Genomic DNA, 20,652 nt, shown 5'->3' with positions numbered 1-20,652 from the left:
GGAGTTGTGAAGCGCGCACCCATTCCGCTGGCGGCCTTCGTCGTCGATCCGGACGGCACCATTCTCCGCTGGAGCCGTGCCTGCGAACAGGTCACCGGCTACACCGCGGAGCAGGTGCGCGGCTGGACCGTGGAGCGCCTGCTCGCCTTCGAGTCTCCGCGCCACGAAGCGCTGTCCATACTCTCGCGCGCCGATACCGCTTCGCTGGCCAAGCTGGCGCGCGCGGACGGCGGCACGCTGCCAGTGCGGGTCACCGTCTCGCCCGAAGCCCTCGACCAGGCGGGCGGCCCGACCTACAGCATGGTCATGCTGCCGGTCGAGCCTTTGCCGCAGCACCCGGCGGTGATCCGCGAGCTGCCCATCGGCGACATCATCGAAGACCTTCCCTGCGTGTTCTACGTGATCGACGAATCCGGTTGCCTGGTGTTCTGGAACCACCAGCTGGAGGAAGCGCTCCAGCGCACGCCTGAGGAACTGCGCACCACCGAAGTGAAGTATTTCTACCCCGAAGAAGTGCGCGACGAAATCGGCCAGTACCTGACCGCCGCCTTCGAACAGGGCGAATCCACCCACGAAGCGGACCTGGTGGGCAAATACGGACGGCGCGCCACCTACATGTTCCATTGCTGCCGCACCCACCTGGCCGGCAAGCCCTGCGTGTTCGGCACCGGCCTCGACATCTCCGCACGCAAGCAGGTCGAGCACGGCCTGCGGGTGCGCGAGCGGGCCCTGTATTCGAGCGTCAACGCGATCGTCATCACCATCTGCGAGGACGGCGAAAACCTGATCGAGTACGTGAACCCCGCCTTCGAACAGATCACCGGCTACACGCTGGCCGAGATCAAGGGACGGGACCCGCGCTTCATGCGCGTGGAGGGCTGCGACGAGCACGAACACAAGCGCATCCACGACGCCATCAAGCGCAAGGAAAGCGTGCGCTCCATCCTGCGCAACGCCCGCAAGAACGGCGAGATCTTCTGGAACGACCTGCGCATCGATCCGGTGACCACGGTCGACGGCGCCGTGACCCATTTCGTGGCCGTCATCAGCGACATCACCGAGGCCCGCCACTACGAGCGCCGCCTGCACCACCTGGCCCACCACGACCCGCTGACCGGCCTGGCCAACCGCACCCTGCTGCTGGACCGGCTCAAGTTCGCGGTCGATTTCTCGCTGCGCCACCGCGTGCTGGGCGCCCTCGCCTTCCTGGACCTCGACAACTTCAAGCACATCAACGACAACTTCGGCCACGACGCCGGCGACGCGGTGCTGCGCGAGATCGCCGAGCGCCTGCGCGTCAACATGCGCGAGGACGACCTGGTGGCGCGCATCGGCGGCGACGAGTTCGTCCTGCTGATCCACGACCAGCCCAGCGTGGCCCACGTGACCGACCTGCTCGAACGGGTGCGCCGCAGCGTCGGCACGCCGGTGCTGGTGGGCGGACGCGAGATCGTCCCCGGCACCAGCATCGGCGTGAGCCTGTTCCCGAACGACGGCAACACCGTCGACCGGGTGATGCGCGCCGCTGATGCAGCCATGTACCACGCCAAGGCCCTGGGCAAGAACAATATCCAGTTCTATTCGGCCGAGATGGCCCAGGCCATGCACCAGCACCTGATGCTCCAAGCGAGCCTGAGCCGGGCGATCCGCAACGACGAGATGGTGCTGGGCTTCCAGCCCAAGGTCGACCTGCGCAGCGGCAAGGTGATCGGGGCCGAGGCCCTGGTGCGCTGGCAGCGCCCCGAGCACGGCCTGATCCAGCCCGACAACTTCATCCCGGTGGCCGAGGAAACCGGCCTGATCGTGCCGCTGGGCGAATGGGTGATCCAGGAAGCCTGCCGCACCTTGCGCTCGCTCAACGCGGCGGGCGCCAAGGATTTCGTCATCTCGGTCAACCTGTCGGCGCGCCAGCTGCGCCAGCGCCAGTTCGCCAAGCGCCTGGCGGCCACCCTGGCGCGCTACCAGGTGCCGGCGGGCCAGCTCGAACTGGAGGTGACCGAAAGCCAGCTGATGGACAATCCGGCCGACGCCAAGGACGCCCTGGTCCAGCTCAAGGAACTCGGGGTGCACCTGTCGATCGACGATTTCGGTACCGGCTACTCGAGCTTGAGCCACCTGCGCAAGTTCCCGGTCGACTACATCAAGATCGACCGCTCCTTCCTGACCGACCTGCAGGCCGACGACCACGCCGTCATCCCGCGCGCCATCATCGCGCTCGGGCACAGCCTCAAGCTGCAAGTGGTGGCCGAAGGCGTCGAGACCCAGGAACAGCTGGCCTTCCTGCGCGACCACGACTGCGACCAGATGCAGGGCTATTACTTCAGCCCGGCCGTGCCTTCGGACCAGCTGGAAGACATGATCCGCTGCGATACCCGGCTGCTTGCCTAGCGGCCTGCGTGCGCCCGTCTACGGCGCAGGCCGCTATACTCGGCGCATCCCCGTCATGAAGGATGACCATGTTTCTCTTTTTCTCGAACAAGCTCGGCTGCCTGGGATCGATCCTGGTGTCGGTGGTCCTGACCCTGCTGGTGCTCTTGTTCTTCGGCGTGCTCTAATCAGCGTCCAGGCGGCCCCATCGGACGCATGCCGGGACCCCGGTTGCCGCCGCCAAAGGAGCCGAAGCGGTAGGACAGGCCCAGGAACACGACCCGTCCGTCGCCGCGGCGCACGCTGCGTTCGCGCAGGCGCGCGGTCTCGGTGACCATCTCCGTCTTCTGCGAATCGAACACGTCGTTGACATTGAGCACCAGGCTCAGGGCCGGGCTCAAGGTCCGGCGATAACTGAGGTTGGCCGTCCGCACGGGCTGGCGGTAGCCCTCTCCGAACAATTCCTTGCCCTGGGCATTGAGCACCAGCTGGAACTGGTTCTCCTTGTCCGGCTGCCAGCCGAGACGGCCGCGCACGCTGAGCGAGGCCGCACTGCGGTTTGCCCCGGCCTGCCCGCCCAGCACGGTCTGCTCCGCATAGCCGATATTGCCGCTCAGGTTCAGCTGCAGGGCCGGCGTGGCGCGTCCGCTGAACGAGAATTCCAGCCCGCCCGAGCGCTTGCTGCCCGCGTTCTCGCGCGTGGTGAGCAGCACGTCGTTGGCCAGCAGCAGGCGCCGCTCGGAAATCAGGTCGGTATCGCGCCGCGCGTACAGGCGCAGGTTGGTGTCGACCTTCCCGAAGCGGGTCTCGTAGCCTAGCTCCAGCGAATCCGACTCGCTGGGCTTGAGCGCCGGGTTGCCGGATGCGATGTTCAGCTCGTCGCGGTAGACCACGAAGGGATTCAGGTCGCCCGCGCCGGGACGGCGGATGCGGTGGGCGTAGCTCAGGCGCAGCGTGCCATCCTCGGACAGCGCGTAGGTGACGAAGGCGCTCGGGATCAGGTCGGTCGAATCGTTCCTGGCCCGGATCCCGGTCGTCACCTGGTGCATGTCGAGTTCGTTGTACTCCGCCCGCAGGCCGCCCTGCGCCTTCCACTTGCTGTCCAGGCGGCGCTCGTAGGAGCCGTAGACGGCCAAGGTGGAGTCGTCCAGCTCGAAGCGGTTGGTGCGCGTGGTATTGACGCGCTCGGCCATGGTGGCCGGGTCGATGTCGAGGAACAGGTTGTCGAAGCTGCTGCTGGTGCGCGCCGCCTTGGCGCCCAGCTTGAGCAGCCCCTCCGCCACCGGCAGCTCGTAGTCGGCGGTGAAGTCGGCCACGCGGCTGTCGTTGACGCCCTCCTGGCGGTTGAAGGGATTCGCCGCGGCCGGCGGCCGCAGCGTATACAGGCTGGCATAGCGCGCGCCGTTGTCGTTGTCCGAGCCTGACAGGCGCAGGTCGAGCTTGAGCGCCTCGCCGTCCTGGTCGCCCTTGTGGTCCAGTCGCGTGCCCAGGCTGTAGCTGCGGTTGCGGCCCTCGCGTTCCGTGCCGCGGGTGTACTCGCTCTCGACGCTGCCGTCCGGCCGCAGGCCCCGGTAGTCTTCGCTTGAATCGCCGTCGCTGTTTGCAGCCTGGTAGTTCGCGTTCACGCCGAGCACATCCTTGTCGCCCAGGTTGTAGCTGAGCGATCCGTTGAAGCCGCCGACGTCGTTGCGGTTCTCGCCGCGGCTATGCTGCGCGCTGCGCGACACGGCGCCGCTGGCCGGATCGATGCGCTCGCGCAAGGTTTCGCCGGTCGAAGCGCGACGGTCGTGGCGGCCGAAGACGCTGCCCTGCAGGCTCATGCGGCCGGTGGTGTAGCTGCAGAAGGCATTCGCGTGGAAGCGTCCCCCGGTGCCGGCGTTGGCGTTGAGCGAAGCGAAACCGCCGGGGCGCCGCTCGCGCCGCATCACCAGGTTGATGATCGGCCCGCCGCCGCCCTCGTTGCCGAACTGAGCGCCCGGATTGTTGATCACCTCGACCGATTCCAGGTCCGCCGCCGGCAGCGCGTTCAGCGCCGCGGCCCGGTTCTCGCCCTGCATCATGGCCGACTGCTTGCCGTCCACCAGGATCTGCACATTGTTGCGTCCGCGCAGCGAGACATTGCCGTCCGGATCAACCGCCACCGAGGGCACCTTGTTCAGGGTGTCGGCCACCGAGTCGACCGAGGTCGCCGGGTCGGCCTTGACGTCGTAGACCTGGCGGTCGATGCGGTTGGTCGGGCGCGCGGCGCTGACCGAGACCGTGGCTTCGACCGCCGGCGCCGGCACGGCGGGCGCCGCTTTCGCCTGCTCCTGTGCGGGTGGCTCCTGCGCCTGCTGGGCCTGGACGGAAGCGGTGGCGGCGCACAGCGCGAGCACGGCGCGGCCCAGTGTCGAGATCGGGACAGAAGCGGTGCGGTGCGGCATGGTCATACGTTGGCATCAGGGCGAGCGTGAATGGACGGAACCGACGATTCTCGCACAGATGAGTCTGCTTGATGAGTTCCGGCGTCACCCTGCGCATGCTCCTTCGCAAGAGAGAGAAATCGATGCCGGCGCCTGCAAGACGGCCCCACTTCAGTTACATTGAACGGCCAGATCCGATTTTCTCTTTCAGGAGATTGTGATGAGCCGCAAGACCCCCATTGAGCGCTACCGCAACATCGGCATCAGCGCCCACATCGATGCCGGCAAGACCACCACGACCGAGCGCATCCTGTTCTACACTGGTGTCAATCACAAGATCGGCGAAGTGCACAATGGCGCGGCGACCATGGACTGGATGGAGCAGGAGCAGGAGCGCGGCATCACGATCACCTCGGCCGCGACCACGGCTTTCTGGCGCGGCATGGGCAACACCTTCCCCGAGCACCGCATCAACATCATCGACACCCCCGGCCACGTCGATTTCACCATCGAGGTCGAGCGCTCCATGCGCGTGCTGGACGGCGCGGTGATGGTCTACGATTCGGTTGGCGGCGTACAGCCGCAGTCCGAGACCGTCTGGCGCCAGGCGAACAAGTACAAGGTGCCGCGCATCGCTTTCGTGAACAAGATGGACCGCGTGGGCGCCGACTTCTTCCGCGTGCACCGCCAGATCAAGGAGCGCCTGAAGGGCGTGCCGGTGCCGATCCAGATTCCGCTGGGGGCCGAAGACCACTTCGAGGGCGTGATCGACCTGGTCAAGATGTGCGCCATCAAGTGGGACGACGCCAGCCAGGGCGTCAAGTTCAGCTACGAGGACATCCCCGACAGCCTCAAGGAGCTGGCGCGTGAATGGCACGAGCACCTGGTCGAGGCGGCGGCCGACGCCACCCCCGAGCTGCTGGAGAAATACCTGGGCGGCGACACCTTCAGCGAGGACGAGATCAAGTCCGCCCTGCGCCAGCGCACCATCCGCAACGAGATCGTGCCCATGCTGGCCGGCAGCGCGTTCAAGAACAAGGGCGTGCAGGCCATGCTCGACGCGGTCATCGAGTACCTGCCCTCGCCGGTGGACGTCCCGGCCATCGCCGGACACGACGAGCACGACCGGGAGATCGAACGCCATCCGTCCGACGACGAACCCTTCTCGGCCCTGGCCTTCAAGATCATGTCCGATCCTTTCGTCGGCCAGCTGACCTTCTTCCGCGTGTATTCCGGCGTGGTCAATTCCGGCGACACCGTGTACAACCCGACCAAGGCGCAGAAGGAGCGCCTGGGGCGCATCCTGCAGATGCACGCCAACGAGCGCAAGGAAATCAAGGAAGTCTTCGCCGGCGATATCGCCGCCGCCGTCGGCCTGAAGGCGGTCACGACCGGCGACACCCTGTGCAGCCCGGACCACGTAATCGTGCTGGAGAAGATGGTGTTCCCGGAACCGGTGATCTCGCAGGCGGTGGAACCGAAAACCAAGGCCGACCAGGAAAAGATGGGCGTCGCCCTGAATCGGCTGGCCCAGGAAGACCCGTCCTTCCGCGTCCACACGGACGAGGAATCGGGCCAGACCATCATGTCCGGCATGGGCGAGCTGCACCTGGAGATCCTGGTGGACCGCATGAAGCGCGAGTTCGGCGTCGAGGCCACGGTCGGCAAGCCCCAGGTGGCCTACCGCGAGACCATCCGCAAGCCGGTCGAGGACGTCGAAGGCAAGTTCGTCAAGCAATCCGGCGGCAAGGGCCAATACGGCCACGTGGTGCTCAAGCTGGAGCCGATGGACCCCGGCAAGGGCTACGAATTCGTCGATGCCATCAAGGGCGGCGTGGTGCCGCGCGAATACATCCCGGCGGTGGACAAGGGCATCCGCGAGACCCTGCAGAGCGGCGTGCTGGCCGGCTACCCGGTGGTCGACGTGCGCGCCACCCTCACCTTCGGCTCCTACCACGACGTCGACTCCAACGAGAACGCCTTCCGCGTGGCCGCCTCGATGGCCTTCAAGGACGGCATGCGCCGCGCCGCGCCCGAGCTGCTGGAGCCGATGATGCAGGTCGAGGTGGAGACGCCCGAGGAATTCACCGGCAACGTGATGGGCGACCTGTCGACGCGGCGCGGCATGGTCCAGGGCATGGACGAGATGCCGGGCGGCGGCGGCAAGCTGGTCAAGGCCCTGGTGCCGCTGGCCGAGATGTTCGGCTACTCGACCACCCTGCGCTCGCTGACCCAGGGGCGCGCGACCTATACGATGGAGTTCAAGCAGTATTCGCCGGTACCCAAGCACGTGCTGGACCAGATCGCGACCGCGCGCACCGGCCGCTAGCATGCGCCGTGGTCCACCGAGGCGGGGTAAGGTGGCGGCTGATTAGTCCACCCTTGTCGAGGAGTTTCTCATGCGGAAAATGATCATGATGGCCGTGGCCGGCTTCGTGTGGCGCCAGATCCAGCGCCGGGTGTTCAAGCAGACCTATTCGGTGAAGCCGACCCGGCGCTACTTCTGAGCGAAGCTATCCGATGTAGATCGCGCGAAAGTCGTTGACGTTGGTCAGCGTCGGGCCGGTGACGACGGCGTCGCCCAGGGCGCCGAAGAAGCCGTGCCCGTCGTTGTCGTCCAGGCTGGCGGCCGGGTTGATGCCTTGCGCCCAGGCGCGCGCCAGGCTGTCCGGGCCGACGATGGCGCCGGCGATCTCCTCGATGCCGTCCACGCCGTCGGTGTCGCCCGCCAGCGCGTGGATATCCGGGTGGCCGCGCAGGGCCAGCGCCAGCGCCAGCAGGAATTCCACATTGCGCCCGCCGCGTCCTTTCCCCCGCACCGTCACCGTGGTCTCGCCGCCGGAGAGCAGGACGCAGGGCGGGCGGAACGGCTGTCCCTTGTCCGCGACCTGGCGCGCGATCCCCGCCAGCAGCGTTCCAGCGCTGCGGGCCTCGCCTTCCAGGCTGTCGCCCAGCAGGTGGACCGGAATCCCGGCGCGTTCGGCCACCCTGGCCGCCGCTTCCAGCGCCATCTGGGGCGTGGCGATCAGGTGCGTCTCGATGCGCGCCAGGCGCTTGTCGCCCGGCTTGACGCTTTCTCCTTCGCCGCTTTCGAGCAGCCTGCGCGCCGCCGGCGGCAGCGCGATGCCGTAGCGCCCGACGACTTCCAGCGCGTCCGCGCAGGTGCTCGGATCGGCCACGGTCGGCCCGGAGGCGATGTCGATCGGATCGTCGCCCGGCACGTCGGAAATCAACAGCGTCAGCACCCGCGCCGGATGGCAGGCGGCCGCCAGGCGCCCGCCCTTGATGCTCGAGAGGTGGCGGCGCACGCAATTCATCTCCGAGATGGTGGCGCCGGAAGCGAGCAGCGCCTTGTTGATGGCCTGCTTGTCCTCGATGCCGATGCCGGGCGCGGGAAGGGGCAGCAGCGACGAACCGCCACCCGAGATCAGGCAGATCACCAGGTCGTCTTCGTTCAAGCCCTGGACCATGTCCAGCATGCGCTTCGCCGCGGCGAGGCCGGCGGCGTCCGGAACCGGGTGGGCGGCCTCGACGACCTCGATGCCGCGGGTGGGGATGGCATAGCCATAGCGGGTGACGACCATACCTTCCAGCGGCCCGCTCCAATGCTCTTCCAGCGCCTGGGCCATGCTGGCGGCCGCCTTCCCCGCGCCGATCACCAGGGTGCGGCCCTTGGGCGGCGGCGGCAGGAAGCGTGCGATGGAGCAGCGCGGCGCCGCCGAATCGATGGCCGCCTGGAACATCTCGGCCAAAAGCGCCCGGATGGCGGGCGGCTGTAAAACGCTCATGGGATCATTCCGGTGAATAGTTGCTACTTACCTTATCGCGAATTCTACCCGGCCGTAAGGATGCAGTAGAATTCCTGTCTTTCAGGCAATCATACAATTCATAAGGCCGGGCCGACGATGCAAGACGCGAAGCACGAACTCAAACGCGGACTGAAGAACCGCCATATCCAGCTGATCGCCCTGGGCGGCGCCATCGGCACCGGACTCTTCCTCGGCATCGCCCAGACCATCCAGATGGCCGGCCCCTCGGTCCTGCTCGGCTACGCGATCGCCGGCGCGGTCGCCTTCCTGATCATCCGGCAGTTGGGCGAGATGATCGTCGCCGAACCCGTCGCCGGCTCCTTCAGCCATTTCCCGAACAAATACCTGGGCCGCATGGCCGGCTTCGTCTCGGGCTGGAACTACTGGGTCATGTACATCCTGGTCAGCCTGGCCGAGCTCTCGGCCCTGGGCATCTACATGCAATACTGGTTCCCCGAGATCCCGACCTGGGTCACGGCGCTGGCCTTCTTCTTCCTGGTCAACGGCCTGAACCTGATGAACGTGAAGGCCTTCGGCGAGATGGAATTCTGGTTCGCGCTGATCAAGGTGGTGGCCGTGGTCGGCATGATCGTGTTCGGCGTCTGGCTGCTGGCCAGCGGCGGCGCCGGTCCCGAGGCGGGCGTATCGAACCTGTGGCGGCACGGCGGCTTCTTCCCGAACGGCGCGGCCGGGCTGGCGATGTCGATGGCCGTCATCATGTTCTCCTTCGGCGGCCTGGAATTCATCGGCATGACCGCCGCCGAGGCGGACGACCCGAGCCGCACCATCCCGCGCGCTACCAACAACGCCCTGTACCGCATCCTGATCTTCTACATCGGCGCCCTGGCCGTGCTGCTGTCGCTCTACCCGTGGCAAAAGGTCGTCACCGGCGGCAGCCCCTTCGTGCTGATCTTCAAGGAACTCGACAGCGGCCTGGTCGCCAATGTGCTCAACTTCGTGGTGCTGACGGCCGCCCTGTCGGTCTACAACGGCTGCGTCTACGCCAACAGCCGCATGCTCTACGGCCTGGCCCAGCAAGGCAATGCGCCGCGCTTCCTGCTGCGCATTTCGTCGCGCGGCGTGCCGCTGGCGGCCCTGGGCGTCTCGGCCCTGGCCACCTTCGCCGCCATCGCCGTCAACTATTTCCTGCCGGAGCAGGCGCTGGGCATGCTGATGCTGCTGGCCGTGGCCGCCCTTGTGATCAACTGGGCGATGATTTCCTGGAGCCACCTGCGCTTCCGCCGCGAGAAGGACAAGCTGGGCCAGGCTACCTTGTTCCGCAGCCCCTTCTATCCGCTGTCGAACTACCTGTGCCTGGGCTTCGTCGCCGCGCTGCTGATCGTGATGCTGCTCAGCCCCGGCCTGAACATCGCGGTCTACCTGATCCCGGTGTGGCTGGGCGCCTTGTGCATCGGCTACCTGGTGCGCGAGCGCCGCGCGGCGGCGGCGGTCGAAGCCGCCTAGATCAGGCGTCGTTCGCGGCCATGGCCTGCACCTCGGCCTGGCGGCGCAGGTGGGCGGCCACCTCGGCTAAGGGCATGGGCTTCCCGAACAGCCAGCCCTGGCCGTACTGGACCCCGCGTGCGCGCAGGAACGCCGCCTGGGCCTCGCTCTCGATGCCTTCGGCGATCATGTTCAGGTCCAGGTCGCGCGCGATCGCGATGATGTGCTGGACCACCTGGCTGGTGGGCGCGCCGGTGCCGATCGCCTCGATGAAGCTGCGGTCGATCTTCAGGTAGTCGAGTTCCAGCGATTCGAGATAGGCCAGGCTGGAGTAGCCGGTGCCGAAGTCGTCGATCGCCAGCGCGTAGCCATTGCGGCGCAAGACGCCGGTCGTGGTACGCGCCACGTCCGGATCCATCAGGCCCCGCTCGGTCACTTCGAGGATCAGGTTGCCGGGCGCCGCGCCCATCCCGCGCAGGGCCGCGTGCAGTCCGTCGAGGAAGCCGGGATCATGGAAATCGGCCGGCGATACATTGATTGCGATATGGAAGCCGGGATGGGCGGCCAGCAGGCCCGCTGCCTCCTTGCACAGCAGTTCGAGCACCCGCTGGGTGATCCGGACGATCATGCCGTGCTGTTCGGCGATCGGGATGAACAGCTCCGGACTCACGATCTCGCCGGTCGGGCGCCGCCAGCGCAGCAGCGCCTCGACGCCGACCCAGCGCCCGCTGTGGAGCTCGACCACAGGCTGGTAAAGCAGGAACAGTTCCCGGCGCCGCAATGCGGTCCGCACCGCCGCCGGCAGCGCCATCTGCTCGCGCGCCAGGTAGAGGATCGCCAGGGTCGCCAGCGCGCCGGCCGCCAGTCCGGCCGGCACCAGGCGCCGCGCCACGTCGTTCGTGCGCTCGCGCAGGTAGCGCAGCGGCACGGCGGCGATGGCCGCGGTCAGATAGTGCTCCGAGCGCACCACCGCGACAAGATGCTCCCCATCGACGAAAGCCGCCTCGCGCGCCTTGCCGAGCCGGCCGAGCCAGGCCGGCTCGATGTGGCCGCGCACACTTAGCGGCGTCGTGCTCTGCCTGGAGAACACCGCCAGCGACACATCCGGTTCGCTCTTGGCCGTGTCGATCGGCAGATCTTTGTGGATGACGGCCGCGAAACCGTTCCGCTCGATGACGATAAAAGACCGCTGCGGCGCGAACGGGAAGCGCACGTCGCGCCGGAACGAGGCGGCGTTCGCGGTCCGGTAGTCCGCCGGGCCGAGCGCGAACTGGCTCGACTGGCCTGCGAACGACGAGCAGACCAGCATATCGCCGCGCAGGTAGCCGACGGCCTGGATATAGCTCGAGCCGACATCGATTTCGCGCATGGCGTCGATGCTGGTCGGCGAACAGGGCGCCGCCGCATGATCCCGGGCGAGGCGGTCCACGCCCGCCGCGATCTGGGCGCCGGTTTCGTCGGAACGCAGCAGGTTATCGCGCGCATAGGCCAGCGCCTGCCGCGACACCGCCTCGAAACCCTGGCGCTCGGACTGGGCGATGGCGAACCAGATCGGAGCGCCGATGCCCGCCATCGCCAGCAGCAAGCTCAGCACGACCACCGCCGTTTTGCTCATCCGTGAACTCCCGGTCCGCCCCGGACCGGGCTAGACATCCGACTCCATACTATCGCCGCCGGGACCGCTTCGCAATCGGCGGCCCGGGACGCCGCCGCCCTAACCGGCTCCGGCGGCCACCGCGGCCGGGGCCTCCATCCGGCGCAGGTGCTCCCGGACTTCGGCGAAGGGCATCGGCTTTCCGAACAGCCAGCCCTGCGCATACTGCACCCCGCGTGCGCGCAGGAAATCCGCCTGTTCCTGGCTTTCGACGCCTTCCGCGATCATGCACAGCTTCAGGTCGCGCGCCATGGCGATGATGTGCTGGACCACCTGGCTGGTGGGCGCCCCGGTGCCGATCGCTTCGATGAAGCTGCGGTCGATCTTGAGATAGTCGAGTTCCAGCGATTCCAGGTAGGACAGGCTCGAATAGCCGGTGCCGAAATCGTCGATGGCGACAGCGAAGCCGCTGGCGCGCAAGGCGCCGGTGGTCTTGCGCGCCACCACCGGGTCGAGCAGGCCCCGTTCCGTGACCTCCAGGATCAGGTTGCCGGGGGCGGCCCTCATCTGCCGCAGGCATCCCGCCAGGCAGTCGAGGAAGTCGCCCGCATGGAAATCGGCCGGCGCCACGTTGATGCCGACATGGAAGTCTGGCCGGTTCTCCAGGAAGTCGCCCACATCGCTGCGCACCAGCTCGAGCACGCGCCGGGTCAGCTTGACGATCAGGCCGTGCTGCTCGGCGATGGGGATGAACAGGTCCGGATACACCAGTTCGCCGGTCGAGCGGCGCCACCGGACCAGGGCTTCGACGCCGATCCAGCGTCCGCTGCGCAAGTCGATGATCGGCTGGTATTCCAGGAACAGCTCGCCACGGCGCAGCGCCGCCTTGACCGCCGCCGGCAGCGCCAGCTGCTGGCTGGCCAGGTAGGAAATCGCCAGCGCCAGGGCCACGCCCGCCACCAGCCCGATCGGCACCAGCAGGTTCGCGACGTGCTGCGAGCGGTCGCGTACGTAGTGCAGGGGCACGGCGGCGACGGCCGCGGTGTGGAACTGGGCCGAGCGCACCACCGCGACGATATAGCTGCCGTCCGAGAACACGACTTCGCGCTCATCCCCCAGGCGCAGCACCCAGTTCGGGTCGACCGGGCCGCGCGTGCTCGCCGGCCTCGGGTCGAGCAGCGAGAACACGGCCAGGGACACATCCGGCTCGCTGTTCGCCGTGTCGATCGGCAAATCCTTGTGGATGATGGCGGCGAAATGCTCGGATTCGACCACCACGAAAGCCTGTTCGGGCGTGAAGGGGAAGCGCACGCTGCGGCGGATCTTGAAATTTTGGTCGGACTGGAAGTCGACCGGTCCCAGCGCAAAGGGGGTGCCGTCGCTGATCGACGAACACACCATGTCCTCGCCCTCCACGTAGCCGACCGCCTGGATGTAGCTCGAACTCAGGTCGATCTGGCGCATCAGGTCGATGCTTTGCGCCGTGCACGGCGCATGCCCGTGCTGCGCCTTGAGGCGCGCGATGCCAGCCTCGATCTGGCGGCCGGTGTCGTCGGAGCGGAACACCACGTCGCGCGCATAGCCCAGGGCCTGGGACTCAGCGGCGTCCAGGCCCTGGCGCTGGGACTGGGCAATGGCAAGCCAGATCGGCACGCCGACGGCAGTGCACGCGATCAGCAAGGTCAACAGCACTACGACCGACTTGCGCATGGAGTCCCTTTGCCCGATTCTGTCCGCCGAGCGATGGCCGGACCCGAGCCTCCATACTAGCTGCGCCGCGCCCGGCCCGCAAACGCGCACCGTTGCGTGCGGCGGACTGGGCGGTTCAACGATTGGTCAAGGTAACGCCGGCCGCGACCAGGACACCACCCGCCACCATCGACGCCAGCACCTGTTCGCCCAGCAGCAAGGCTGCCAGCGAGACCCCGAACACCGGCACCAGGTTGTTGAACACGGCCGTGCGCGAGGCGCCGATGGCCTTTACGCCCTCGTAGTACCAGATGAAGCCGAGCACGGTCCCGAAGGCGCCCAGGTAGAGCAGGCTGGCCCAGACTCGCCAGCCGATCGCGCTCCAGTCCAGGCTGGCCAGGTCGCGCCCCGCGCCCAGGGCCAGGAACAGCAGGCCCCACAGCGCGGCATAGGTCGTCGCGGCGATCGGGCTCAGGCCCTTGAGCGCGGCGCGGCCGATCAGGGTGTAGGCGGCCCAGCTGCTGATGGCGCACAGCATCAGCAGTTCGCCGGTGCCGAGCGAGGCGCGCAGGTCGTGCACGGCCGTCCAGGGATCGCCGCGCGTGATCACGATGGCGGCGCCAGCGAAGGCGACGGCGATGCCTATCCACTTGGCGGCGTGCAGGCGTTCGCGCAGCAGCGCCGCAGCGGCCAGCGCCGTGACGATGGGATTGAGCGCGATGAACAGGGCCGCGCGGCCCGCCGGCATGGTGCCGAGGGCGCCGAAGAAGCACAGGTTGTAGAGGAAGATCCCGGTCAGGCCGAGCGCCGCGGTGGCGCCGATCTGCTTGCCGGACAGGCGCGGCAAGCCGCCCTCCATCTTCCAGGCGACCAGCAGGAGCAATACCGCCGCCACGGCGAAGCGCAGGGTGGCCGCCGTCATCACGGGCAGCGCATGCGCGGCGATGCGGCCGGCGATGAAGGTGCCGCCCCAGAACAGGGTGACGAGGACGAGTTTGGCGTAGACGAGCTGGTTTTTCATGATGGACTTGCAATCGAGGTCGCGGAGGCCATACATTAATGCTTATCCCAGTTCATGCGCAAATGAGGAATTACTCATGACCTTCACCCAACTGGAAATCTTCGTGATGGTGGCCGAGATGCGCGGCTTCACCCTGGCCGCGCTGCGCCTGGGCATCAGCCAGTCGGCCGTCTCGCACGCCATCCGCGCCCTGGAGGGCGAGCTGAGCGCCCAGCTGGTCGAGCGCCAGCAATCCTCGGTCGAGGTGACCGAGCTGGGACGGCGGCTGCTGGTGCGGGCGCGCGAAATCCTCGGCCTGGCAGAGGCGATGCGCCAGGATGCGGCGGTGGCGCGCGGCCTGAACCAGGGCCTGATCCGCATCGGCTCCTTCGGCCCCACCGCCTCGCTCAAGCTGCTGCCGGCGATCCTGCGCGCCTACCGCGAGCGCTATCCCGGCATCGAAGTCCAGATCGACGAAGGCCCGGACGCCGCCGTCATCCAGTGGGTGGCCGACCGCCGGGTGGACGTCGGCTTCGCCGTCCTGCCCGACGAACGCTTCGACACCGTCCCGCTGGTCGAGGACCAGCTGGTCGCCCTGCTGCAGCACGACCATCCGCTGGCCGCGAAGCGCTCGGTGACCCTGCAGGAACTGGTGGACCAGCCCTTCATCATGCCGGAACAGGGCTGCTCGGCGCTGGTGGAACCGCTGTTCGCCCAGGCCGGCCTGGCGCCCAAGGTGCGCTACCGGATGTCGCAGATGATCACGGTGCTGGGCCTGGTGGACGCGGGCGACGGCATTACCGTAATGCCCGAGCTGGCCCTGCCGGCGGCGATGCATGAAACCCATCCGCGCATCGCCGTGCGGCCGCTGCGGCCGATGGCGCGGCGCCGCGTGGGGCTGGTCTTGCGCAACCTGGCGCAGGCTTCGCCGGCGGTCCAGGCTTTCGCCGAGATCGCCCGGCAGGCGGCCGGCGACGTGGGTGCGGCGCCTTTGCGGGCAGCCTGAAGCGGCGCGCCAGCCAGGCTGCATAAACGTCTCGCCCCCGGCTTGCTGCACCGCAGGATCAGGGCCGCCGCGCCATGCCAGCATGGCAGCTTCGGGCCCGCGCGGCGCGGCCGGATGCTGCGCAGCACAACGCAAATAGTTCGCCAACGCAAACGCGCGATGCGCTGACGGATTTATCATACCGTTGCCGCACATCACCTCAAAAGGGAACGCGAATTATGAGCCAGAGTCAACCTCTGTCGCTGCACGTACCGGAGCCTACCGGCCGCCCGGGCTGCAAGACCGATTTTACGTATCTGCAAGTAAGTCCCGCCGGTTCCGTCCGGCGTCCGCCCGTCGACGTGGCGCCGCTCGACACGAGCGACATCGCATCGGGCCTGATCCGGGTGCTCGACGAGCAGGGCAATGCCGTCGGCCCCTGGGCCGAGGAGCCCGACCGCGAACTGCTGCGCTTCGGCCTGCGCACCATGATGAAGACCCGCATCTTCGACGCCCGCATGGTCATTGCCCAGCGCCAGAAGAAAATGTCCTTCTACATGACCTCGCTCGGCGAGGAAGCGATCGGCACCGCCCACGCACTCGCCCTGCAGGACGGCGACATGAATTTCCCCACCTACCGCCAGCAAAGCCTCTTGATGGCGCGCGAGGTGCCGCTGGTGGAGATGATCTGCCAGCTGCTGTCGAACGAAAAGGACCCGATCAAGGGCCGCCAGCTGCCGGTGATGTACTCGGTGCGCCGCGCCGGCTTCTTCACCATTTCCGGCAACCTCGCCACCCAGTACCCGCAGGCCGTGGGCTGGGCCATGGCTTCCGCCATCAAGGGCGACACGAAAATCGCCTCGGCCTGGATCGGCGACGGCGCCACCGCCGAATCGGATTTCTCGACCGCCCTCACCTTTGCCCACGTCTACCGCGCGCCGGTGATCCTCAACGTGGTCAACAACCAGTGGGCGATCTCGACCTTCCAGGCCATCGCCGGGGGCGAGGCCGTCACCTTCGCCACCCGCGGAATCGGCAGCGGCATCGCCTCGCTGCGCGTGGACGGCAACGACTTCCTGGCCGTGCTGGCCGCCTCGCGCTGGGCCGCCGAACGCGCGCGCAGCAACCTGGGCCCGGCCCTGATCGAATGGGTCACCTACCGCGCCGGCCCGCACTCCACCTCCGACGACCCGAACCGCTACCGGCCGGCCGACGACTGGAGCCGCTTCCCGCTGGGCGACCCGATCGCACGCCTGCGCCAGTACCTGACCAACCAGGGCTGGTGGTCGGATGCCGAGCACGAGGCCGTGCAGGCGGAGCTGGAGGCCGAAGTGCTGGCCGCGCAAAAGGAAGCCGAACAGTTCGGCACACTGGGCGACGGCCGCTCGTGGAGCGCCGCGACCATGTTCGAGGACGTGTACAAGGACATGCCGGAGCATCTGCGCCGTCAGCGTCAGGAACTAGGGGTATGAGGATGGCACGCGACGATCAACCGAAGGAAACGGCGACGACGCCGATGACCATGATCCAGGCCCTGCGCTCGGCCATGGATGTCATGATGGAGCGCGACAACAACGTGGTGGTGTACGGCCAGGACGTCGGCTATTTCGGCGGCGTGTTCCGCGTCACCGACGGCCTGCAGGCCAAGTACGGCAAGTCGCGCGTGTTCGACGCGCCGATCTCGGAAGGCGGTATCGTGGGCACGGCGGTCGGCATGGCCGCTTACGGCCTGCGCCCCGTGGTCGAGATCCAGTTCGCCGACTATTTTTATCCGGCCACCGACCAGATCGTGTCGGAAGCGGCGCGCCTGCGCTACCGCTCGGCCGGCGAGTTCACCTCGTCGATGGTGATCCGCATGCCTTGCGGCGGCGGCATCTACGGCGGCCAGACCCACAGCCAGAGCCCGGAAGCCTTCTTCACCCATGTCTGCGGCCTGCGCACGGTGATGCCGTCCAATCCCTACGACGCCAAGGGCCTCCTGATCGCGGCGATCGAGAACGACGACCCGGTGATCTTCCTGGAACCCAAGCGCCTGTACAACGGCCCCTTCGACGGCCACCACGACAAACCCGTCGTGCCCTGGTCGGGCCATCCGATGGGCGACGTTCCGACCGGCTACTACACGGTGCCGCTGGATTCGGCGGCCATCGTCCGACCCGGCAACGACGTGACCGTGCTCGCCTACGGCACCATGGTCTGGGTCTCGGAAGCCGCCGCGCGCGAGACCGGCGTGGACGCCGAGATCATCGACCTGCGCAGCCTGTGGCCGCTGGACCTCGACACCATCGTGCGCTCGGTCCAGAAGACCGGCCGCTGCGTGATCGTGCACGAGGCGACCAAGACCAGCGGCTTCGGCGCCGAACTGGCGGCCCTGGTGCAGGAACACTGCTTCTACCACCTGGAAGCGCCGATCGGGCGCGTGGCCGGGTGGGACACCCCGTATCCGCACGCGCAGGAATGGGCGTATTTCCCGGGGCCGGACCGCGTCGGCGCGGCCCTCAAACGTGCGATGGAGGGTTGAGATGGGCATTCATGTGATTAAGATGCCGGACCTCGGCGAAGGCATCGCGGAAGTGGAAGTGGTCGCCTGGCATGTGCAGCCGGGCGACGAAGTGAAGGAAGACCAGGTGCTGGCCGACGTCATGACCGACAAGGCCACCGTCGAAATCCCTTCGCCGGTGCACGGCAAGGTGACCAGCCTGGGCGGCGCGGTCGGGCAATCGCTGGCCGTGGGCGCGGAGCTGATCCGCCTGGAGGTGGAAGGCGCCGGCAATATCTCCGCCGAGAAGGCCAGGCAGGAGCCGGTGAAGTCGGCGGCGCCGGAAGCGCCGGCCGAGGAAGTGGCCGAACCGCAGCTGGAAGCCGTTGCTGCCGCCAGCGCGCCGGCGCAGAAAGCTTCGCCCAAGGCGCCTCCGAAGGCACACCCCGCTCCCCCACGGCAGATGCCGGCCTCAGCGCCCGCGCTGCGCGCCGAAGGCGACAAACCGCTCGCGCCGCCGGCCGTACGCCAGCGCGCCTGGGACATGGGGATCGAACTGCAGTTCGTGAGCGGCAGCGGCCCCGCCGGCCGCATCTCCCATGCCGACCTGGACGCCTACATCGCCGGCCGCCGTACCGGGCTGCCAGTAGGACGCGGCGACAACCGCTATGCCCAGCTGCACGGCGAGCATGCGACCCCGATCATCGGCCTGCGCCGCAAGATCGCCGAGAAGATGCAGGAGGCCAAGCGCCATATCCCGCACTTCACCTATGTCGAGGAAATCGACGTCACCGAGCTCGAACTGCTGCGCGCGCAGCTCAATACCCGCTACGGCGCCGAGCGCGGCAAGCTGACCTTGCTGCCGCTGCTGATGCGCGCCGTGGTGCTGGCGATCCGCAGCTTCCCGCAGATGAACGCGCGCTTCGACGACGATGCGAACGTGCTGACCCAGTACGACCCGGTTCACCTCGGCATCGCCACCCAGACCGATACCGGCCTGATGGTTCCCGTGGTGCGTCATGCCGAAGCGCGCGATCCGTGGTCGTGCGCCGCCGAGCTGTTGCGCCTGGCGGAAGCGGCGCGCAGCGCCAAGGCCACGCGCGAGGAGCTGACCGGTTCGACGATCACCATCACCAGCCTGGGACCGCTGGGCGGCATCGTCACCACCCCGGTGATCAACCGTCCGGAAGTGGCGATCGTGGGCGTGAACCGCATCGTCGACCGTCCCGTGGTGCTGAACGGCGCCATGGTGGCGCGCAAGATGATGAACCTGTCCTCGTCCTTCGACCACCGGGTGATCGACGGCATGGTGGCGGCGCAGTTCGTGCAGACCATCCGCGGCTACCTCGAGTGCCCGGCAACCCTGTTCGTGGAGTGAGCCGATGGAGACGATCACTACCACCCTCCTGATCATCGGCGGCGGTCCGGGCGGCTACGTGGCGGGCATCCGCGCCGGCCAGCTGGAGATCCCGACCATCGTGGTCGAGGGCGCGCAGCCGGGCGGCACCTGCCTGAACATCGGCTGTATTCCGTCCAAGGCCCTGATCCACGCGGCCGAGGAGTTCAACAAGGCCAACACCTATGCGGCCCAGGAATCCGCGCTCGGCATCACGGTCGAGAACCCGCGCATCGACCTGGCGCGCACCGTGGCCTGGAAGGACGGCATCGTCAAGCGCCTGACCGGCGGCGTCGGCAGCCTGCTCAAGAAGCACGGCGTGCGCCTGGTGAACGGCTGGGCGCGCATTATCGACGGCAAGACGGTCGAGGTGCAGCCCCAGGACGGCGACGGCGCGCCGCTGCGCATCCGCTGCGAGCACCTCCTGCTGGCCAGCGGTTCCGAGCCGGTCGAGCTGCCTTTCATGCCTTTCGGCGGCGACGTGGTGTCCTCGACCGAGGCCTTGTCGCCGGAATCGATCCCGCGCCGCCTGGTGGTGGTCGGCGGCGGCTACATCGGCCTGGAGCTGGGCACGGCCTACCGCAAGCTGGGCAGCCAGGTGACGGTGGTGGAAGCGGCGGAACGCATCCTGCCGTCCTACGACGCCGACCTGGTCAAGCCGGTGGCGGCGTCCCTGGCGCGCCTCGGCGTCGAGCTGCGCCTGGGGACGACGGTGCTGGGCTTCGAGCAGGGCCTGGTGCGCGTGCGCGACGCGTCCAATGTGGAAGCGCAGCTGGAAGCGGACCGCGTGCTGGTGGCGGTCGGGCGCAAGCCGCGCACCACGGGCTGGGGGCTGGAAAGCCTGATGCTCGACATGGAGGGCCGCGCCGTGAAGGTCGACGGCCAGTGCCGCACCTCGATGCGCAACGTGTGGGCGATCGGCGACCTGGCCGGCGAGCCGATGCTGGCGCACCGCGCGATGGCCCAGGGCGAGATGGTGGCCGAGATCATCGCGGGCAAGTTCCGCGAGTTCGTCCCGGCCGCGATCCCGGCGGTCTGCTACACCGATCCCGAGATCGTGGTGGCCGGCATGTCGCCGCTGGACTGCGACCGCGAAGGCGTCGAATTCGTCAGCGCCGTGTTCCCCTTCAGCGCCAATGGCCGCGCCATGACCATCGAAGGGACGGATGGCTTCGTGCGCGTGGTCGCGCGCAAGGACAACCACCTGATCCTGGGCTGGCAGGCGGTCGGCGCCGGCGTGTCGGAACTGGCTGCAGCCTTCTCCCAGTCGCTCGAGATGGGCGCGCTGCTGGAGGATGTGGGCCGCACCATCCACGCCCACCCGACCCTGGGCGAGGCGGTCCAGGAAGCCGCCCTGCGCGCGCTGGGCCACGCGCTGCATATCTGACCGGTACCGGGGGGCGCCCCCCCCGGGGGGGGGGGGGGGGGGGGGGGGGGGGGGGGGGCGCGGGGCCGGGGGGGGGGGGGGGGGGGGGGGGGGGGGGGGGG

13 protein-coding genes are annotated in these 20,652 nt (G+C 68.0%); 8 read left to right on the top strand and 5 right to left on the bottom strand.

Translation table 11 applies throughout. The features are described from left to right. Nucleotides 1-6: 6 nt before the first annotated feature. A complete protein-coding gene (locus tag KBW95_RS19115; RefSeq protein ID WP_211524750.1) occupies nt 7-2,388 on the top strand; it encodes a bifunctional diguanylate cyclase/phosphodiesterase in 2,382 nt (793 codons plus the stop codon). Between the two features lie 167 nt (nt 2,389-2,555). Here the strand turns inward: KBW95_RS19115 and KBW95_RS19110 are convergent, their stop codons facing one another. Next, nucleotides 2,556-4,796, bottom strand: a complete 2,241-nt coding sequence (locus KBW95_RS19110) for a TonB-dependent receptor domain-containing protein (RefSeq protein ID WP_229429883.1) — start codon at nt 4,794-4,796, stop codon at nt 2,556-2,558. 193 nt (nt 4,797-4,989) lie between these two features. On the opposite strand from KBW95_RS19110, the gene fusA reads away from it, so the two are divergent. Further along, nucleotides 4,990-7,098 carry an elongation factor G gene (gene fusA / locus KBW95_RS19105; protein ID WP_211529073.1) on the top strand — a complete coding sequence of 703 codons (2,109 nt, stop codon included), beginning with the start codon at nt 4,990-4,992 and terminating at the stop codon, nt 7,096-7,098. Between the two features lie 184 nt (nt 7,099-7,282). On the opposite strand, the gene KBW95_RS19100 is transcribed toward fusA, so the two are convergent. Beyond that, nucleotides 7,283-8,557 (bottom strand): glycerate kinase, encoded by a 1,275-nt coding sequence (locus tag KBW95_RS19100; RefSeq protein ID WP_211529072.1) that lies wholly within the window; start codon nt 8,555-8,557, stop codon nt 7,283-7,285. 117 nt (nt 8,558-8,674) lie between these two features. Here KBW95_RS19100 and KBW95_RS19095 point away from each other — a divergent pair, with 117 nt between their 5' ends. Continuing rightward, complete coding sequence (locus KBW95_RS19095; protein ID WP_211529071.1) at nt 8,675-10,042, top strand: amino acid permease; 1,368 nt, start codon at nt 8,675-8,677, stop codon at nt 10,040-10,042. Between the two features lies 1 nt (nt 10,043). Here KBW95_RS19095 and KBW95_RS19090 read toward each other — a convergent pair whose 3' ends face one another. The 3 genes from KBW95_RS19090 to KBW95_RS19080 all read right to left on the bottom strand — a co-directional run bounded on the left by KBW95_RS19090 (nt 10,044) and on the right by KBW95_RS19080 (nt 14,325). Beyond that, nucleotides 10,044-11,636: an EAL domain-containing protein gene (locus KBW95_RS19090; RefSeq protein ID WP_211529070.1), complete on the bottom strand. Its 1,593-nt coding sequence runs from the start codon at nt 11,634-11,636 to the stop codon at nt 10,044-10,046. Between the two features lie 99 nt (nt 11,637-11,735). Beyond that, complete coding sequence (locus KBW95_RS19085) at nt 11,736-13,325, bottom strand: EAL domain-containing protein (RefSeq protein ID WP_211529069.1); 1,590 nt, start codon at nt 13,323-13,325, stop codon at nt 11,736-11,738. Nucleotides 13,326-13,440: 115 nt separating this feature from the next. Then, nucleotides 13,441-14,325 carry a DMT family transporter gene (locus KBW95_RS19080; RefSeq protein WP_229429882.1) on the bottom strand — a complete coding sequence of 295 codons (885 nt, stop codon included), beginning with the start codon at nt 14,323-14,325 and terminating at the stop codon, nt 13,441-13,443. A 76-nt stretch (nt 14,326-14,401) separates the two neighbouring features. On the opposite strand from KBW95_RS19080, the gene KBW95_RS19075 reads away from it, so the two are divergent. From KBW95_RS19075 to lpdA, 5 genes are all read left to right on the top strand, one after another. Next, nucleotides 14,402-15,310 (top strand): LysR family transcriptional regulator, encoded by a 909-nt coding sequence (locus KBW95_RS19075; protein ID WP_211524757.1) that lies wholly within the window; start codon nt 14,402-14,404, stop codon nt 15,308-15,310. Between the two features lie 218 nt (nt 15,311-15,528). Next, nucleotides 15,529-16,761, top strand: a complete 1,233-nt coding sequence (locus KBW95_RS19070) for a 3-methyl-2-oxobutanoate dehydrogenase (2-methylpropanoyl-transferring) subunit alpha (RefSeq protein ID WP_211529068.1) — start codon at nt 15,529-15,531, stop codon at nt 16,759-16,761. Further along, nucleotides 16,758-17,810 (top strand): alpha-ketoacid dehydrogenase subunit beta, encoded by a 1,053-nt coding sequence (locus tag KBW95_RS19065; RefSeq protein ID WP_229429881.1) that lies wholly within the window; start codon nt 16,758-16,760, stop codon nt 17,808-17,810. The genes KBW95_RS19070 and KBW95_RS19065 overlap by 4 nt, the downstream gene beginning before the upstream one ends. A 1-nt stretch (nt 17,811) precedes the next feature. Further along, nucleotides 17,812-19,146: a dihydrolipoamide acetyltransferase family protein gene (locus KBW95_RS19060; RefSeq protein WP_211524759.1), complete on the top strand. Its 1,335-nt coding sequence runs from the start codon at nt 17,812-17,814 to the stop codon at nt 19,144-19,146. Between the two features lie 4 nt (nt 19,147-19,150). Then, nucleotides 19,151-20,551 carry a dihydrolipoyl dehydrogenase gene (gene lpdA, locus KBW95_RS19055; RefSeq protein ID WP_211529067.1) on the top strand — a complete coding sequence of 467 codons (1,401 nt, stop codon included), beginning with the start codon at nt 19,151-19,153 and terminating at the stop codon, nt 20,549-20,551. The last annotated feature ends 101 nt before the right edge of the window (nt 20,552-20,652 follow it).

The organism is Massilia sp. ZL223 (assembly GCF_018119395.1).
Taxonomy (GTDB): domain Bacteria; phylum Pseudomonadota; class Gammaproteobacteria; order Burkholderiales; family Burkholderiaceae_D; genus Telluria.
The sequence above is the reverse complement of the archived record's forward strand: the minus strand, read 5'-3'. Positions and strand labels throughout refer to the sequence as shown.

What these genes read in the sequence shown, in the direction of transcription:
- KBW95_RS19110 (WP_229429883.1), bottom strand. Translation starts at nt 4,796, where the DNA reads ATGACCATGCCGCACCGCACCGCTTCTGTCCCGATCTCGACACTGGGC.
- fusA (WP_211529073.1), top strand. Translation starts at nt 4,990, where the DNA reads ATGAGCCGCAAGACCCCCATTGAGCGCTACCGCAACATCGGCATCAGC.
- KBW95_RS19100 (WP_211529072.1), bottom strand. Translation starts at nt 8,557, where the DNA reads ATGAGCGTTTTACAGCCGCCCGCCATCCGGGCGCTTTTGGCCGAGATG.
- KBW95_RS19095 (WP_211529071.1), top strand. Translation starts at nt 8,675, where the DNA reads ATGCAAGACGCGAAGCACGAACTCAAACGCGGACTGAAGAACCGCCAT.
- KBW95_RS19090 (WP_211529070.1), bottom strand. Translation starts at nt 11,636, where the DNA reads ATGAGCAAAACGGCGGTGGTCGTGCTGAGCTTGCTGCTGGCGATGGCG.
- KBW95_RS19085 (WP_211529069.1), bottom strand. Translation starts at nt 13,325, where the DNA reads ATGCGCAAGTCGGTCGTAGTGCTGTTGACCTTGCTGATCGCGTGCACT.
- KBW95_RS19080 (WP_229429882.1), bottom strand. Translation starts at nt 14,325, where the DNA reads ATGAAAAACCAGCTCGTCTACGCCAAACTCGTCCTCGTCACCCTGTTC.
- KBW95_RS19075 (WP_211524757.1), top strand. Translation starts at nt 14,402, where the DNA reads ATGACCTTCACCCAACTGGAAATCTTCGTGATGGTGGCCGAGATGCGC.
- KBW95_RS19070 (WP_211529068.1), top strand. Translation starts at nt 15,529, where the DNA reads ATGAGCCAGAGTCAACCTCTGTCGCTGCACGTACCGGAGCCTACCGGC.
- KBW95_RS19065 (WP_229429881.1), top strand. Translation starts at nt 16,758, where the DNA reads ATGAGGATGGCACGCGACGATCAACCGAAGGAAACGGCGACGACGCCG.
- KBW95_RS19060 (WP_211524759.1), top strand. Translation starts at nt 17,812, where the DNA reads ATGGGCATTCATGTGATTAAGATGCCGGACCTCGGCGAAGGCATCGCG.
- lpdA (WP_211529067.1), top strand. Translation starts at nt 19,151, where the DNA reads ATGGAGACGATCACTACCACCCTCCTGATCATCGGCGGCGGTCCGGGC.